Source organism: Mycobacterium sp. OAS707 (assembly GCF_014873705.1).
Lineage (GTDB): Bacteria > Actinomycetota > Actinomycetes > Mycobacteriales > Mycobacteriaceae > Mycobacterium.
The window spans coordinates 635,699-648,576 of record NZ_JADBDS010000003.1; the positions used below are offsets into that span (position 1 = coordinate 635,699).

Here is a 12,878-nt window from a genome sequence, read left to right on the forward strand (position 1 = left end):
AGGTGTGGCTACCTCAGCGAACAGCGGTAGACCGGTCGGCTGGCCGTCTCGCCTGACAAAGGCGCGGCTGCACTTCGTCACCGGCAAGGGCGGCACCGGCAAGTCGACGATCGCGGCCTCGCTGGCGTTGGCTCTGGCCGCGGGCGGACGCAGCGTGCTGTTGGTGGAAGTCGAAGGGCGCCAAGGCATTGCGCAGCTGTTCGACGTGCCACCGCTGCCGTACGCGGAGGTGAAGATCGCCACTGCCGACGGCGGCGGCACCGTGAATGCGCTCGCGATCGACACCGAGGCGGCCTTCCTCGAATACCTCGACATGTTCTACAACCTCGGCCTCGCAGGCCGCGCGATGCGCCGGATCGGGGCCGTCGAGTTCGCGACGACGATCGCGCCTGGCCTGCGCGACGTGCTGCTCACCGGCAAGATCCGCGAGATCGTCACCCGCGCCGAGAAGGGTAAGCAACCCGTCTACGACGCCGTCGTGGTCGACTCCCCACCGACCGGCCGCATCGCCCGGTTCCTCGACGTCACCAAGGCCGTGTCGGATCTCGCGAAGGGCGGACCGGTGCATTCGCAGGCCGAGAGCGTGGTCAAGGTGCTGCACTCCGACCTCACCGCGATCCACCTGGTCACCCTGTTGGAAGCGCTGCCCATCCAGGAGACCATCGAGGCCATCGAGGAATTGCGGGAACTGGAACTGCCGATCGGCAGCGTGATCGTCAACCGCAACATCCCCGCCTATCTACCGGCAGATGACCTGGCCAAAGCCGCCGAGGGAGACATCGATGCCGACGCGGTGCGCACCGGACTGGAAAGTGTCGGAATCACGTTGCCCGACAGTGAGTTTGCCGGCCTGTTGACCGAGACCATCCAGCACGCGACACGGATCACGGCGCGTGCTGAGAGTGCCGAGCAGCTCGACGCCCTCGACGTCGCGCGGTTGGAGTTGCCGCAGATCGCTGACGGGGTCGATCTCGGCAGCCTCTACGAACTGGCCGAAGCGCTTGCCCACCAGGGGGTTCGATGATGAGCACCACACCGCCGGCCCTCGATATGGGCTCGATCCTGACCGACACCTCCAACCGCGTCGTGGTGTGCTGTGGCGCGGGCGGCGTCGGCAAGACCACCACCGCGGCGGCAATGGCGTTGCGGGCGGCCGAATACGGCCGCACCGTCGTCGTGCTGACCATCGACCCGGCCAGGCGACTGGCCCAGGCACTTGGCATCAAGGATCTGGGCAATACCCCGCAGCGGGTACCGCTTGCCCCCGAGGTACCCGGCGAGTTGCACGCGATGATGCTCGACATGCGCCGGACGTTCGACGAAATGGTGATCCAGTACTCCGGACGCGACCGCGCACAGGAGATTCTGGACAACCAGTTCTATCAGACGGTGGCCACTTCGCTTGCAGGCACGCAGGAGTACATGGCGATGGAGAAGCTGGGTCAGCTTCTCGCCCAAGACAAGTGGGACCTCGTCGTCGTCGATACCCCGCCGTCGCGTAATGCACTGGACTTCCTGGACGCGCCAAAACGCTTGGGCGGCTTCATGGATAGCCGTCTCTGGAAGCTGCTTCTCGGCCCGGGGCGCGGCATCGGCAAGCTGGTGACGGGCGCAATGGGACTTGCCATGCGTGCGTTGTCCACCGTGCTTGGCTCGCAAATGCTTTCCGACGCAGCCTCTTTCGTGCAGTCACTAGACGCGACGTTCGGCGGCTTCCGGGAGAAGGCCGACCGCACCTACGAGCTCCTCAAGCGACGCGGCACGCAGTTCGTCGTGGTGTCGGCCGCCGAGCCCGACGCGCTGAGGGAGGCGTCGTTCTTCATCGATCGGCTTTCGCAGGAACACATGCCGCTGGCCGGGTTGATTCTCAACCGCACCCACCCCACGTTGACCGAACTGCACGCCGACAAGGCCGAGGAAGCCGCAGACGAATTGGACAAGAAGGATCCCGATTCGTTGGCGGCCGCGGTGCTGCGCATCCACGCCGACCGGGCGATGACCGCCAAGCGTGAAATCCGGCTGCTGTCGCGGTTCACCGGCGCCAACCCGCACGTGGCGATCGTGGGTGTGCCGTCGCTGCCGTTCGACGTGTCCGACCTCGAGGCACTGAGGGCCATCGCCGATCAGATCACCGGCGAGACGAAGACAGTTACTGAAACGGCCTAAACGGCGCTGCGGTGCTTGCGTTGGGCGGCGAAGAAGTCAGCCCAGGAAACGACCTCGGGGTGCTGCTTGAGCAGGGCACGGCGCTGGCGTTCGGTCATGCCGCCCCAGACACCGAATTCGACGCGGTTATCGAGTGCATCGGCGCCGCATTCGAGGATCACCGGGCAGTGGCGGCAGATGACGGCGGCCTTGCGCTGTGCGGCACCGCGGACGAAGAGCTCATCGGGATCGGCCTGGCGGCACCGAGCCTGGGATACCCAAGCAATACGGGCCTCGGCCTCCGCGCCGTGGACAATGGCGTGTGCTGACATGTTCGGGGTTGTCCTCCGCGCGGCGGGCCTCGTTGCTGACACCAGCGTTCCCTTCGTTCCAAGCCGCCGAGCTAGCACAGCGACGGCGTAGTCCTCCGGTGTAGAACGCTGATGCGATCTACGCCACATTGCGAGGGTCGAGTGTGACCTGCATCGCACTGTTAGCTCAACTTAGGTGGTCAGGGGCGTTCTTGGCAACAGTCTGGGAGGCACTTTTTTGGGACGACCGTGCCGTCAGACTGCAAAATTGACGCAACGGCAGGTCGGCGCGGCCAGCGAACCCGGCAATCGACCGACATGAACTGCCATTTTGTGCTCTCAAGGCCCTAGTTACTCTGTACGCATGCCGGAGCAGCCACCGACCCGACCACCGACCGTGCCCGTCACGGTTACGGTCATCAAGCTCGCCTGGTGCTGCCTTCTGGCCAGCGTGGTCGTTGCCGGGCTGATGTTTCCCGTCGTCGGCGGGTTCGGATTGCTGTCCAATCGCGCCTCCGACGTAGTGGCCAACGGCTCCGCCGCGCTCGTCGAGGGTGAGGTGCCGCAGGTGTCCACCATGGTCGACGCCAAAGGCAACGTCATCGCGTGGCTCTACTCGCAGCGCCGGTTCGAGGTGCCAAGCGATCAGATCGCCAACACGATGAAGCTCGCGATCGTCTCGATCGAGGACAAGCGGTTCGCCGAACACAACGGCGTGGACTGGCAGGGCACGCTCACCGGCCTTTCGGGCTACCTGACCGGAAACCTCGACACCCGCGGCGGGTCGACGCTGGAACAGCAGTATGTGAAGAACTACCAGCTGCTGGTGATCGCGCAGACCGACGCCGAGAAACGGGCCGCCGTCGAGACGACGCCCGCCCGCAAGCTGCGCGAGATCCGGATGGCGCTGACCCTGGACAAGACGTTCACCAAGCCGGAGATCCTGACCCGCTACCTCAACCTGGTGTCGTTCGGTAACGGCGCGTTCGGAATTCAGGACGCGGCGCAGACGTACTTCGGGGTCAACGCCTCCGAACTGAACTGGCAGCAGGCCGCGCTGCTGGCGGGCATGGTGCAGTCGACGAGCACACTGAACCCGTACACCAACCCCGACGGTGCGCTGGCTCGTCGAAATCTGGTGCTGGACACCATGATTGACAATCTTCCCGAACACGCCGACGAGCTGCGCGCGGCCAAGGAGCAGCCGCTGGGCATCCTGCCGCAGCCCAACGAGCTGCCTCGAGGCTGCATTGCCGCGGGCGATCGCGCGTTTTTCTGCGACTACGTGCTCGAGTACCTCGCCCGCGCCGGCATCAGCAAGGAGCAGGTCGCCAAGGGCGGCTACCTGATCAAGACCACGCTCGACCCCGACGTGCAGACCCCGGTCAAGTCGGCGATCGACAGCCTCGCGGCGCCCGATCTCGACGGAGTCGCCAGTGTGATGAGCGTGATCAAACCGGGCAAACAGTCGCATCCGGTGCTGGCGATGGCCAGCAATCGCACCTACGGCCTGAACACCGAAGCCGGGGAAACCATGCAGCCGCAGCCGTTTTCACTGGTCGGCGACGGCGCAGGCTCGGTGTTCAAGATCTTCACGACGGCCGCCGCGCTGGACATGGGCATGGGCATCAACGCGCAGCTCGACGCCCCGGCCCGCTTCGAGGCCAAAGGCCTCGGCAGCGGCGGCGCCAAGGGCTGCCCACCTGCGACCTGGTGTGTGCAGAACGATGGCAACTACCGCGGTCAGATGAGCGTCACCGATGCACTGGCACAGTCGCCCAACACCGCGTTCGCGAAGCTGATCTCTCAGGTCGGCGTGCAGCGCACCGTCGACATGGCGGTCAAGCTGGGCATGCGGTCCTACGCCCTGCCCGGCACGGCACGCGACTACGACCCGCAGAGCAACGAAAGCCTGGCCGATTTCGTCAAGCGCCAAAACCTCGGCTCGTTCACGCTGGGCCCCATCGAGGTCAACGCCCTCGAGTTGTCGAACGTCGCGGCGACGCTGGCATCGGGTGGCACCTGGTGCCCGCCCAACCCGATCGACAAGGTCATCGACCGCACCGGCAAGGACGTCGCCGTCACGACCGAAACGTGTGAGCAGGTGGTGCCCGAGGGGCTGGCCAACACGCTGGCCAACGCGATGAGCAAGGACGACACCGGCGGCACCGCCGCTTCTGCCGCCGGTTCGGCCGGGTGGAATCTGCCGATGTCGGGCAAGACTGGCACCACCGAGGCGCACCGGTCATCGGCGTTCGTAGGCTTCACGCCCTTCTACGCGGCGGCGAACTACATCTACGACGACTCGACCACGCCGGGCGACCTGTGTTCATTCCCGTTGCGGCAGTGCGGTTCTGGGAACCTGTACGGCGGCAACGAGCCTGCGCGCACCTGGTTCACTGCGATGAAGCCGATCGCCGACAACTTCGGTCCTGTTGCGTTGCCGCCCACCGACCCGCGCTATGTCGACGGGGCGCCGGGCTCCAAGGTGCCCAGCGTGGCAGGCATGAACCAGGACACCGCGCGCATGCGGCTCAAGGAGGCGGGCTTCCAGGTTGCCGACCAGGCCACGCCGGTCAACAGCACCGCGCCGTACGGAGCGGTGGTCGGCACGTCGCCGGCCGGGCAGACGGTGCCCGGTTCGATCATCACGATCCAGATCTCCAACGGCATCCCGCCGCCACCGCCCCCGCCGCCGCCAGGCGCGATTCCTGGCCTACCTGGCATGCCGCCGGAAATCGGTTCGACCGTCGTGGAGATTCCTGGTCTGCCGCCGATCACGGTTCCCGTGCTCGGGCCACCCCCGCCTGCGCCGCCGCCACCGTGACCAGGCTGTGGAATTGACCACGCGCACCGGGTGTGAAGACGGTGCCTGCCAGTAACTGGCAGTAGGCTCTCTACATGCCCGCCCGTTCGTCGATCCTGAAGAACACCGCAGCCGTGACCGTCGGTTCGGTCGTAGCAGGGATCGGTTATGCGTCGCTGATCGAGCGCAACGCGTTCGTGGTTCGCGAAGTGACCATGCCGGTGCTGTCGCCCGGCTCGTCACCGCTGAAGGTGCTGCACGTCAGCGATATCCACATGCGGCCCAAGCAGCGGCGCAAGCAGGCCTGGTTGCGCGACCTGGCCCGCTGGGAGCCCGATCTGGTCGTCAACACCGGCGACAACCTGGCGCACCCGAAGGCGGTGCCCGGCGTCGTTCAGGCGATGGGCGATCTGCTGGCCGCCCCGGGTGTCTTCGTCTTCGGCAGCAACGACTACTTCGGGCCGCGGCCGAAGAACCCGGCGAATTACCTGACCAAGCCCAGCCACCGCATCCACGGCGAACCGTTGCCCTGGCAGGACCTGCGGGCGGCGTTCACCGAGCGCGGCTGGCTGGACATGACGCACACCAAGCGCGAGCTCGAGGTGGCCGGTCTGCGCATCGCCGTCGCCGGTGTCGACGATCCGCATCTGTCGCGGGATCGCTACGACACCATCGCGGGCCCGGCCAGCCCGGCGGCGAACCTGACGCTGGGGCTGACGCACTCCCCCGAGCCGCGGGTGCTCGACCGCTTCGCCGCCGACGGCTATCAGCTGGTGATGGCCGGCCACACGCACGGCGGCCAGCTGTGTCTGCCGTTCTACGGCGCCATCGTCACCAACTGCGACCTCGACAGGTCGCGCGCGAAGGGTGCTTCGCGGTGGGGTGCACGGACGCAACTGCACGTCTCGGCGGGCATCGGCACGTCGCCTTACTATCCGGTGCGGTTCTGCTGCCGGCCGGAGGCCACGCTGCTGACGTTGGTGGCGGCGCCCATCGGCGGGCGTGACGCGGGAAAAAGGGCGGAGTCCCACCCGAGCGTTTCGGTGCGGTGAAGAACCGTTGTCGAGTGTGGGCTTAACGCACGCTTTCGGCGCAAAAACGTGTCATAACCCCACACTCGCGGGGATATGACCACCGAAAAGGCCGCGACGGCTGTTCGGAGCCAGCCGCGCTCATGGGTGGACAATGCGGTTCGGCTGATCGAGGCCGACGCCAGGCGCAGCGCCGACACCCATCTGCTGCGCTATCCATTGCCTGCGGCGTGGTGCGACGGCTGCGACATTCAGCTCTACCTGAAGGACGAGACCACCCACATCACCGGCAGCCTCAAGCACCGACTGGCGCGGTCGTTGTTCCTCTACGGGCTGTGCAACGGCTGGATCGGTGAGGGCACCACGGTCATCGAGGCGTCGTCGGGGTCGACGGCCGTTTCGGAGGCCTACTTCGCGGCGCTGCTGGGTCTGCCGTTCATCGCGGTGATGACGTCATCGACAAGTGCCACCAAGATCGCGCTGATCGAATCTCAAGGCGGCCGTTGCCATTTCGTCGCCGAGGCGTCGCAGGTGTACGCCGAGGCGGAACGGCTGGCCGCAGAGACCGGCGGCCACTACCTTGACCAGTTCACCAATGCCGAGCGTGCGACCGACTGGCGCGGCAACAACAACATCGCCGAGTCGATCTTCGAGCAGATGCGTGACGAGACGCATCCGATTCCGGAGTGGGTCGTCGTCGGTGCGGGGACGGGCGGCACCAGCGCCACCATCGGCCGCTACATCCGCTACCGGCGCTACGCGACGCGGTTGTGCGTCGTGGACCCGGAGAATTCGGCGTTCTTCCCGTCCTACGCGCAGGGCCGTCGCGACGTGGTGACCGGTATGTCGTCGCGGATCGAGGGCATCGGCCGGCCGAGGGTTGAGCCGTCGTTTCTGCCTGAGGTGGTGGACCGGATGGTGGCGGTGCCAGACGCCGCGTCGGTCGCGGCGGCACACCACGTCAGTAAAGTTCTCGGCCGTCGGGTCGGCCCGTCAACCGGGACGAATCTTTGGGGGGCGTTCGGCTTGCTGGCCGAGATGATCACCGAAGGGCGCAGCGGCTCGGTAGTGACGCTGCTCGCCGACAGCGGCGATCGCTACGCGGACACCTACTTCTGCGGCGAGTGGCTGACCAGCCAGGGGATTGATCCCTCGGCATCGGCCGAGGTGTTGGTGGAGTTCGAGCGCTCGGGCCGCTGGCCTTGATCGTCGGATCCGCCGGTGAGTGGCCCATCGGAGGTCAGAAACAGCCACAATGCGGCCAGGGCGAAGAATCCCAGGTAGATGGAAGCTCCAAGCCCAGTCATTTCGTGCCTCGATTCTGGAGTTACTGCCGTCAGTGTGCATAACGCCACCGACAAGTGACTTCCATCCCGCGGCGTGTCGTGATCTGGCTAACGTACGAAAGCCGTTTGGCTTCACCGACCGCCGGTGCGATACGCTGTCGTGGCTTCACGCGGGGTGTGGCGCAGCTTGGTAGCGCGCTTCGTTCGGGACGAAGAGGTCGTGGGTTCGAATCCCGCCACCCCGACTGTGTGATCTGCTCGGCCGACTGCGGCCGCGACTAGGCGTAGATGCCGATACTGCGTCGGGGTTTCGACGGGACCTTCGTCAGCACCATCACCGAACTCATCTCGACGAGCCCGACGACCAACAGCGGCCAGATGGCGCCGGCGCCCAGGCTGACGACCATCATCAACGGCTGGTCCGCGCGCGCTCTGCGATCTGCAAGACGGGTGCCCGCCGCGTACGCCACAAGGCTCACGGGCAACCAGCCGATGAGGTAGATGGCTATCAGCGTGCCGACCATAACGTTCTCCCCCTGCGACTCGACAACGTTGGGAGCCGACTTCCCCACCAACTCTAGAACTAAACAAACCCCCACGACATTAGGCTCGCGATCACGCCGACGGATTTGCGGCACGAGTGGTGACACCCGCCTTTTCCGTACCTTTTGGTCTACCGCATTTCGCATGCTGGATATCGGCCGCAGACGCCAGTAACGGAGTCGCTCGGACGTAGTTTGACTGCCCGTGTGGTGGGGAATTACATGCGGCGTGACTTTGCCGTCGACCTCCATCGAACCCAAGCTGCCCCGTGCCGTCGGCCCTCTCTCTTCGGCGATCATCGACACGCTCGCGCGCGGCAGGCCGGCGCTGCACGCCCGTCCGATCGACGTCCCCCTCTGTGAGGCCGATCCGTACGGTCTCGACCTGCAGCTGGCCCTCTACGTCTGCTACGAACTGCACTACCGCGGCTTCGACGGCGTCAACCCCCGCTGGGAATGGAATCCGGGACTGCTGCACGTCCGCGGTCGTCTCGAGGAAGCGTTCCTGAGCGCGGTCCGCCACGACGTCGGCGAGATCGCCGACGACGAAACCGCGGCCGACGCGATGGACGCGTTGTCGATCGAACCGGTCGACGGCGAGGGCCCGTCGTATTACCTGCGCGACAGCGGCACCTGGGATCAGATGCGGGAGTACTTCGTGCACCGCTCGCTGTATCACCTCAAGGAAGCCGACCCGCACGCGTTCGCGATACCTCGCTTGATCGGACAGGCCAAGGCGTCGTTCGTCGCCGTCGAGTTCGACGAATACGGCGGTGGCCGTGGACCTTTGGTGCATCAGCAGCTGTTCGCCGACCTATTGGACGCCGCCGGCCTCGACTCGACCTACCTGGCCTATCTCGACGATGTGCCTGCCGACGCACTGGCTTCGGTCAACCTGATGTCGCTGTTCGGTCTGCACCGCGAACTGCGCGGCGCCGCCGTCGGCCACTTCGCATCGACGGAAATCACGTCGTCACCCGGTTCCCGCCGCCTCGTCGACGCGCTGGAGCGGATGGGCGCACCGCAGGCGTGCATCAGTTTCTACCGCGAACACATCGTCGCCGACGCAGTGCACGAACAGGTGGTCCGCACCGATGTGGTGGGGGATCTCGTTGCGCGCGAACCACATTTGGACCGCGACGTGGTGTTCGGCATCAAGGCACGTGACATCGTGGAAGACCGACTCGCCGCACATGTGATGGCGTGCTGGAAGTCGGGCCGCTCGTCGCTACGCCGTCCGCTCTGACCGTTCGGGCCGCTGACGGCAGCGGTGGCTGGTGTCGCACAGCGGGTAACTCTTGCTGCGCCGGCAGGTGCAGATCGCGACCATGAACCGGTCGGACTCCACGACGCTGCCGTCGGCCATCTCGATGCGCACCGGCCCCTGCACCATCACCGGGCCTGCGGGCACCACCCGCACGATGCGGGGCTCGTCGTCGCTCACGCCTTGTCCGCCCTGATCACCAACAGCTCTTCCTCGCGACGGCCCGGCTCGAGCCGACCCGTCTCCTCCAACCACTGCGCCCGTGACGACAGCACCGGACCAAAGGGAATCCATTGCCATGCAATGACTTCCGCGTCCAGCCCGGTGCTGGCCAGCTGCGCCAACGTCTGACGGGGGCCGGCGAACTCCGACTGCACCAACAGCAAGGTGCCGCCGGTAGCGAGTAAATCGTTCGCGGAGGCGCACAGGGGGTCAAGGACCATGCGGCCGTCGTATCCGGCATCCCACGCCACCGAGGACCCGAGATGAGACGGGAACTGCACCCCTTCGGCGCTCGGATCATGCGGCACGTATGGCGGGTTGCAGACGATCAAGTCGTACGGGCCGAATTCGATCGCGCGCGCCCACGAGCCGAGGTGCACCGCGACATCGAAGCCGGCGCCTGCGGCGTTGCTTCGCGCGCAGTGCACGGCGCGCGGGCAGATGTCGAAGGCCGTGACCTCGGTGGCGCCCTGTTGGTAGGCGGCGATCGCGGCCACACCGCTGCCGGTGCACAGGTCGGCGACGCGGTGACCACGCGCGAGGCCGGTCTTGTCCATGACGTCAATGAGCAGTTGAGAGTCCGCTTGTGGTGTGTAAACACCCTCGACAACGGCTGGAAAATCCAGGTCGGTGTATGCCCTTGTCAACATCGGCCTTTCGACAGTGTTTGCTTGTGCGTCCAGCACTGCGGTGATTAATGCCCGGTATCGGCTGCGTTAAACCACTGGTATGGGTTTTGCACTGCGGCATTCAGGGCACACATGCCTGGTGCATGCTTCTGACGTCGTGGCGTTGCCGGTGCGGCTCGGAGCCGCCATCCGCCAGAGTCGGCTGTTCCATCCGCATGGTGTCCTCGCCGCGGGCCGACTCGAGCGGGTAGCGCCACCGGACCACGGACTGCCGATGCAGTCGTGCGACATCATCGGCCGGGTCTCCAAAGGCGTGGGCCTACCAGGCGCGATGGCCGACGTCGCCGGCCTCGCCTGGCGTATCCCGCCTCCGCAGGATCTGCGCTCGTGCGTGCCATGGGATGTCCTGCTGGCCTCGACGATCGCGAACAGCCGCTTCGTCCTCGGGCCGACACGGTCGTGGTCTGGCACGTCGTTCTCCAGCCTGATGCCGCTTCGATTCCGCGACGAGACGTGGTGGGTGCGCGCCAGACTGGTCACGAGGATCGATGAGCCCGGCCTGTCGCTGGACACGATCAGCAATCAAATCGACTCTGGCGGAATAGATTTCGATATCGAACAAGCCAAGGGCAGCGGAGAGTTCGAACCGCTGGCACGGTTGAAACTGCTCCATCTGGATCCGAGCAACGACGACATCGCGTTCGATCCCGTACTCCACAGCGATGAGGACGTGCAGTTGGCTCCCGGTTGGCTCGCGAACATCCGCCGAGCGGCGTATCGGCGCAGTCGCGAAGGCAGAGAATCCAACTAAGCGGTGGGCTCCGCGTCGGTCTCCGCGACATCAGGCGCATTCTCCCGGGTCGCCATACCCCCTTCGCGGCCTTCATCTTTCGGACCGGGACGCCCGCCCTTTGGCTCGTCGGCGTTTTCGTTGTCGTAGATCCCTTTACCGGTTGGCATCGCAATACCTTTCGTCCTCGTGGAACTACCCGCTGACGGCCCGTTTCAACCTGCCTGCCTCGGGTATGCGCTGCGGACTATCGACTCGCGAAAGGCAACAAGAGTGGAAGCTTTGACGTTTCTTCGAGAAGATCACAAAAGCGTGCTCGGGATGTTGGAGGTCCTCGACGGCGCCCCGTCGGGTTCCGGTGCCGACCTCAGCGGCCTCGGCACCATGGTGACCAACCTCGTCATCGCCGAGTCGCAGCATGAGGCTATCGAAGAGCAATTCTTCTGGCCTGCGGTCCGGGACGCGCTCAGCAACGGTGATGAGTTGGCCGACGAAGCAATCGCCCAAGAACAAGAGGGCAAGAAGCTGCTTCAGCGACTGGAAGACGGCAAGCCGGGAGAGCCCGATTACCAACAGGCGCTCCAGGATTTCGTCAAGGCCGCGCGAGAGCACATCAGGTATGAGCAGGACGTCGTGTGGCCCGCATTCGAGGCGGCGGTCAGTCGGCAGGAACGCGACAAATTGGGCGAAAAGCTCGAAGCCGCAAAGAAGATCGCACCGACCCGGCCCCACCCGGACACTCCACCCAATTCGGCCGTGCAGAAGACGATGGGAACGGCAGCGGCGATCGCCGACCACGTGCGTGACGCGGCCACTGGCCGAGAGGCGGAGAACCCGCCCGACCCACAGATGCACTGAGCACGCCGGAACCGGCGTCGTGGGTTCGACGCCGGTTCCGCGCTATGGGTGAATCAGGTTGTGGGCATGCGTTGTTCGTGCGTGAACGGCTTTTCGCAGGGCACGTCCGGTTCCCCGTCGGGGTTCATCTTGGCGCCTTTATTCTCGCGCAACTTGGTGCCCAGCCACTCTTCTTCCGGCTTGCCGACGTACTTCCACTTCATGCCGTCAGGCCACGGTCCCTGACCCTGGTTCCACGGACCACGAACCGGCCGACTCCCGCCGTTTGACATGTTGAACGCCACGTTCTGGAAGCGGTCGTCGCCGGCCAGCGTGCCGGGCGGGAAGTTGACCGGCAGCTCGTTGAGAGCAGCGGTGAACTGCTGGTAGTGCGCGATTTCCCGGGTCATCAAGAATGTCAGGGTGTCCTGCACACCGGGGTCGTCGGTGAATTGCTTGAGGTACTCGTAGACGACCTTCGCCCGTGACTCGGCGGCAAGATTGTTACGAAGGTCGACGGTCGGATCGCCGTTGGCGTCGATGTAGGCGCCCGTCCAGTTGTTGCCTGCCGAATCCTTGGCATCCGGTCCGCCGCCACTGAGAACGAAGAACAACGGGTTGACGGCGACTTGATGGATGGCCTGCTCGCGGCCGTCCGCGTTAGCCACCGCAGGCATCCAGTCGCAGCGCTCATGGGCCATCTTGAGGTCGTCGTTGAGGCCGTCGAGAAGCATCGTGATCGTCGACCCGACGATTTCCAGGTGGCTGAGTTCCTCGGTGGCGATATCCATGAAAAGGTCGTACATCTTCGGATTCTTCTGACGCAGAACGAATGCCTGGATGAAGTACTGCAGGGCAGCAGTGAGCTCACCATTGGCTCCCCCGAATTGCTCCATGAGTAGCGAGGCAAACCTCGGGTCGGGCCGCTCCACCCGCACCTCGAATTGAAGATCTTTGTTGTGAACGAACATTGGCGCCTCCCGGCGATTGAAGTAGTGCAGATCGCCGCCGGTTA

The 12,878-nt window shown here is 65.3% G+C and carries 14 protein-coding genes and 1 tRNA gene; 9 read left to right on the plus strand and 6 right to left on the minus strand.

Features of this window, described 5'->3' with window-relative positions; translation table 11 throughout:
- Positions 1–4: 4 nt before the first annotated feature.
- Both GGC64_RS21220 and GGC64_RS21225 read left to right on the plus strand, forming a co-directional pair.
- Positions 5–1,024 (plus strand): ArsA family ATPase, encoded by a 1,020-nt coding sequence (locus GGC64_RS21220; protein ID WP_192724495.1) that lies wholly within the window; start codon positions 5–7, stop codon positions 1,022–1,024.
- The gene (locus tag GGC64_RS21225; RefSeq protein ID WP_192724496.1) at positions 1,024–2,166 is read left to right on the plus strand and encodes an ArsA family ATPase; all 1,143 of its coding nucleotides are present in this window, start codon (positions 1,024–1,026) and stop codon (positions 2,164–2,166) included. The genes GGC64_RS21220 and GGC64_RS21225 overlap by 1 nt, the downstream gene beginning before the upstream one ends.
- Here GGC64_RS21225 and GGC64_RS21230 read toward each other — a convergent pair.
- Positions 2,163–2,519, minus strand: a complete 357-nt coding sequence (locus tag GGC64_RS21230) for a WhiB family transcriptional regulator (RefSeq protein ID WP_192724497.1) — start codon at positions 2,517–2,519, stop codon at positions 2,163–2,165. The two genes, GGC64_RS21225 and GGC64_RS21230, sit on opposite strands and share 4 nt — an antisense overlap.
- Positions 2,520–2,820: 301 nt before the next feature.
- Here GGC64_RS21230 and ponA2 point away from each other — a divergent pair, with 301 nt between their 5' ends.
- The 4 genes from ponA2 to GGC64_RS21250 all read left to right on the plus strand — a co-directional run bounded on the left by ponA2 (position 2,821) and on the right by GGC64_RS21250 (position 7,824).
- Complete coding sequence (gene ponA2 / locus GGC64_RS21235; protein WP_192724498.1) at positions 2,821–5,283, plus strand: transglycosylase/D,D-transpeptidase PonA2; 2,463 nt, start codon at positions 2,821–2,823, stop codon at positions 5,281–5,283.
- 74 nt (positions 5,284–5,357) lie between these two features.
- Positions 5,358–6,314: a metallophosphoesterase gene (locus GGC64_RS21240; RefSeq protein WP_192724499.1), complete on the plus strand. Its 957-nt coding sequence runs from the start codon at positions 5,358–5,360 to the stop codon at positions 6,312–6,314.
- Positions 6,315–6,389: 75 nt separating this feature from the next.
- A complete protein-coding gene (locus GGC64_RS21245) occupies positions 6,390–7,499 on the plus strand; it encodes a PLP-dependent cysteine synthase family protein (protein ID WP_192724500.1) in 1,110 nt (369 codons plus the stop codon).
- Positions 7,500–7,750: 251 nt separating this feature from the next.
- A tRNA-Pro gene (locus tag GGC64_RS21250) sits at positions 7,751–7,824 on the plus strand.
- A 33-nt stretch (positions 7,825–7,857) separates the two neighbouring features.
- Here the strand turns inward: GGC64_RS21250 and GGC64_RS21255 are convergent.
- Positions 7,858–8,103: a hypothetical protein gene (locus GGC64_RS21255; RefSeq protein ID WP_192724501.1), complete on the minus strand. Its 246-nt coding sequence runs from the start codon at positions 8,101–8,103 to the stop codon at positions 7,858–7,860.
- A gap of 247 nt (positions 8,104–8,350) precedes the next feature.
- On the opposite strand from GGC64_RS21255, the gene GGC64_RS21260 reads away from it, so the two are divergent.
- Entirely contained in the window at positions 8,351–9,367 is a 1,017-nt protein-coding gene (locus GGC64_RS21260; protein ID WP_192724502.1) for an iron-containing redox enzyme family protein, read from the plus strand.
- Here the strand turns inward: GGC64_RS21260 and GGC64_RS21265 are convergent.
- Together GGC64_RS21265 and GGC64_RS21270 are read right to left on the minus strand one after the other, a co-directional pair.
- Positions 9,350–9,565, minus strand: a complete 216-nt coding sequence (locus GGC64_RS21265; protein ID WP_192724503.1) for a CDGSH iron-sulfur domain-containing protein — start codon at positions 9,563–9,565, stop codon at positions 9,350–9,352. The two genes, GGC64_RS21260 and GGC64_RS21265, sit on opposite strands and share 18 nt — an antisense overlap.
- The gene (locus tag GGC64_RS21270; RefSeq protein WP_192724504.1) at positions 9,562–10,257 is read right to left on the minus strand and encodes a HemK2/MTQ2 family protein methyltransferase; all 696 of its coding nucleotides are present in this window, start codon (positions 10,255–10,257) and stop codon (positions 9,562–9,564) included. Before GGC64_RS21270 ends, GGC64_RS21265 begins: the two co-directional genes overlap by 4 nt.
- A 118-nt stretch (positions 10,258–10,375) precedes the next feature.
- Here GGC64_RS21270 and GGC64_RS21275 point away from each other — a divergent pair, with 118 nt between their 5' ends.
- Entirely contained in the window at positions 10,376–11,047 is a 672-nt protein-coding gene (locus GGC64_RS21275; RefSeq protein ID WP_192724505.1) for a phosphodiesterase, read from the plus strand.
- Here GGC64_RS21275 and GGC64_RS21280 read toward each other — a convergent pair.
- Positions 11,044–11,196, minus strand: coding sequence for a hypothetical protein (locus tag GGC64_RS21280; protein WP_192724506.1), 153 nt, complete (start codon positions 11,194–11,196; stop codon positions 11,044–11,046). The two genes, GGC64_RS21275 and GGC64_RS21280, sit on opposite strands and share 4 nt — an antisense overlap.
- Positions 11,197–11,299: 103 nt before the next feature.
- Here GGC64_RS21280 and GGC64_RS21285 point away from each other — a divergent pair, with 103 nt between their 5' ends.
- Positions 11,300–11,884, plus strand: a complete 585-nt coding sequence (locus GGC64_RS21285; RefSeq protein ID WP_192724507.1) for a hemerythrin domain-containing protein — start codon at positions 11,300–11,302, stop codon at positions 11,882–11,884.
- Between the two features lie 53 nt (positions 11,885–11,937).
- On the opposite strand, the gene GGC64_RS21290 is transcribed toward GGC64_RS21285, so the two are convergent.
- Complete coding sequence (locus tag GGC64_RS21290) at positions 11,938–12,834, minus strand: manganese catalase family protein (protein ID WP_192724508.1); 897 nt, start codon at positions 12,832–12,834, stop codon at positions 11,938–11,940.
- Positions 12,835–12,878 lie beyond the last annotated feature (44 nt).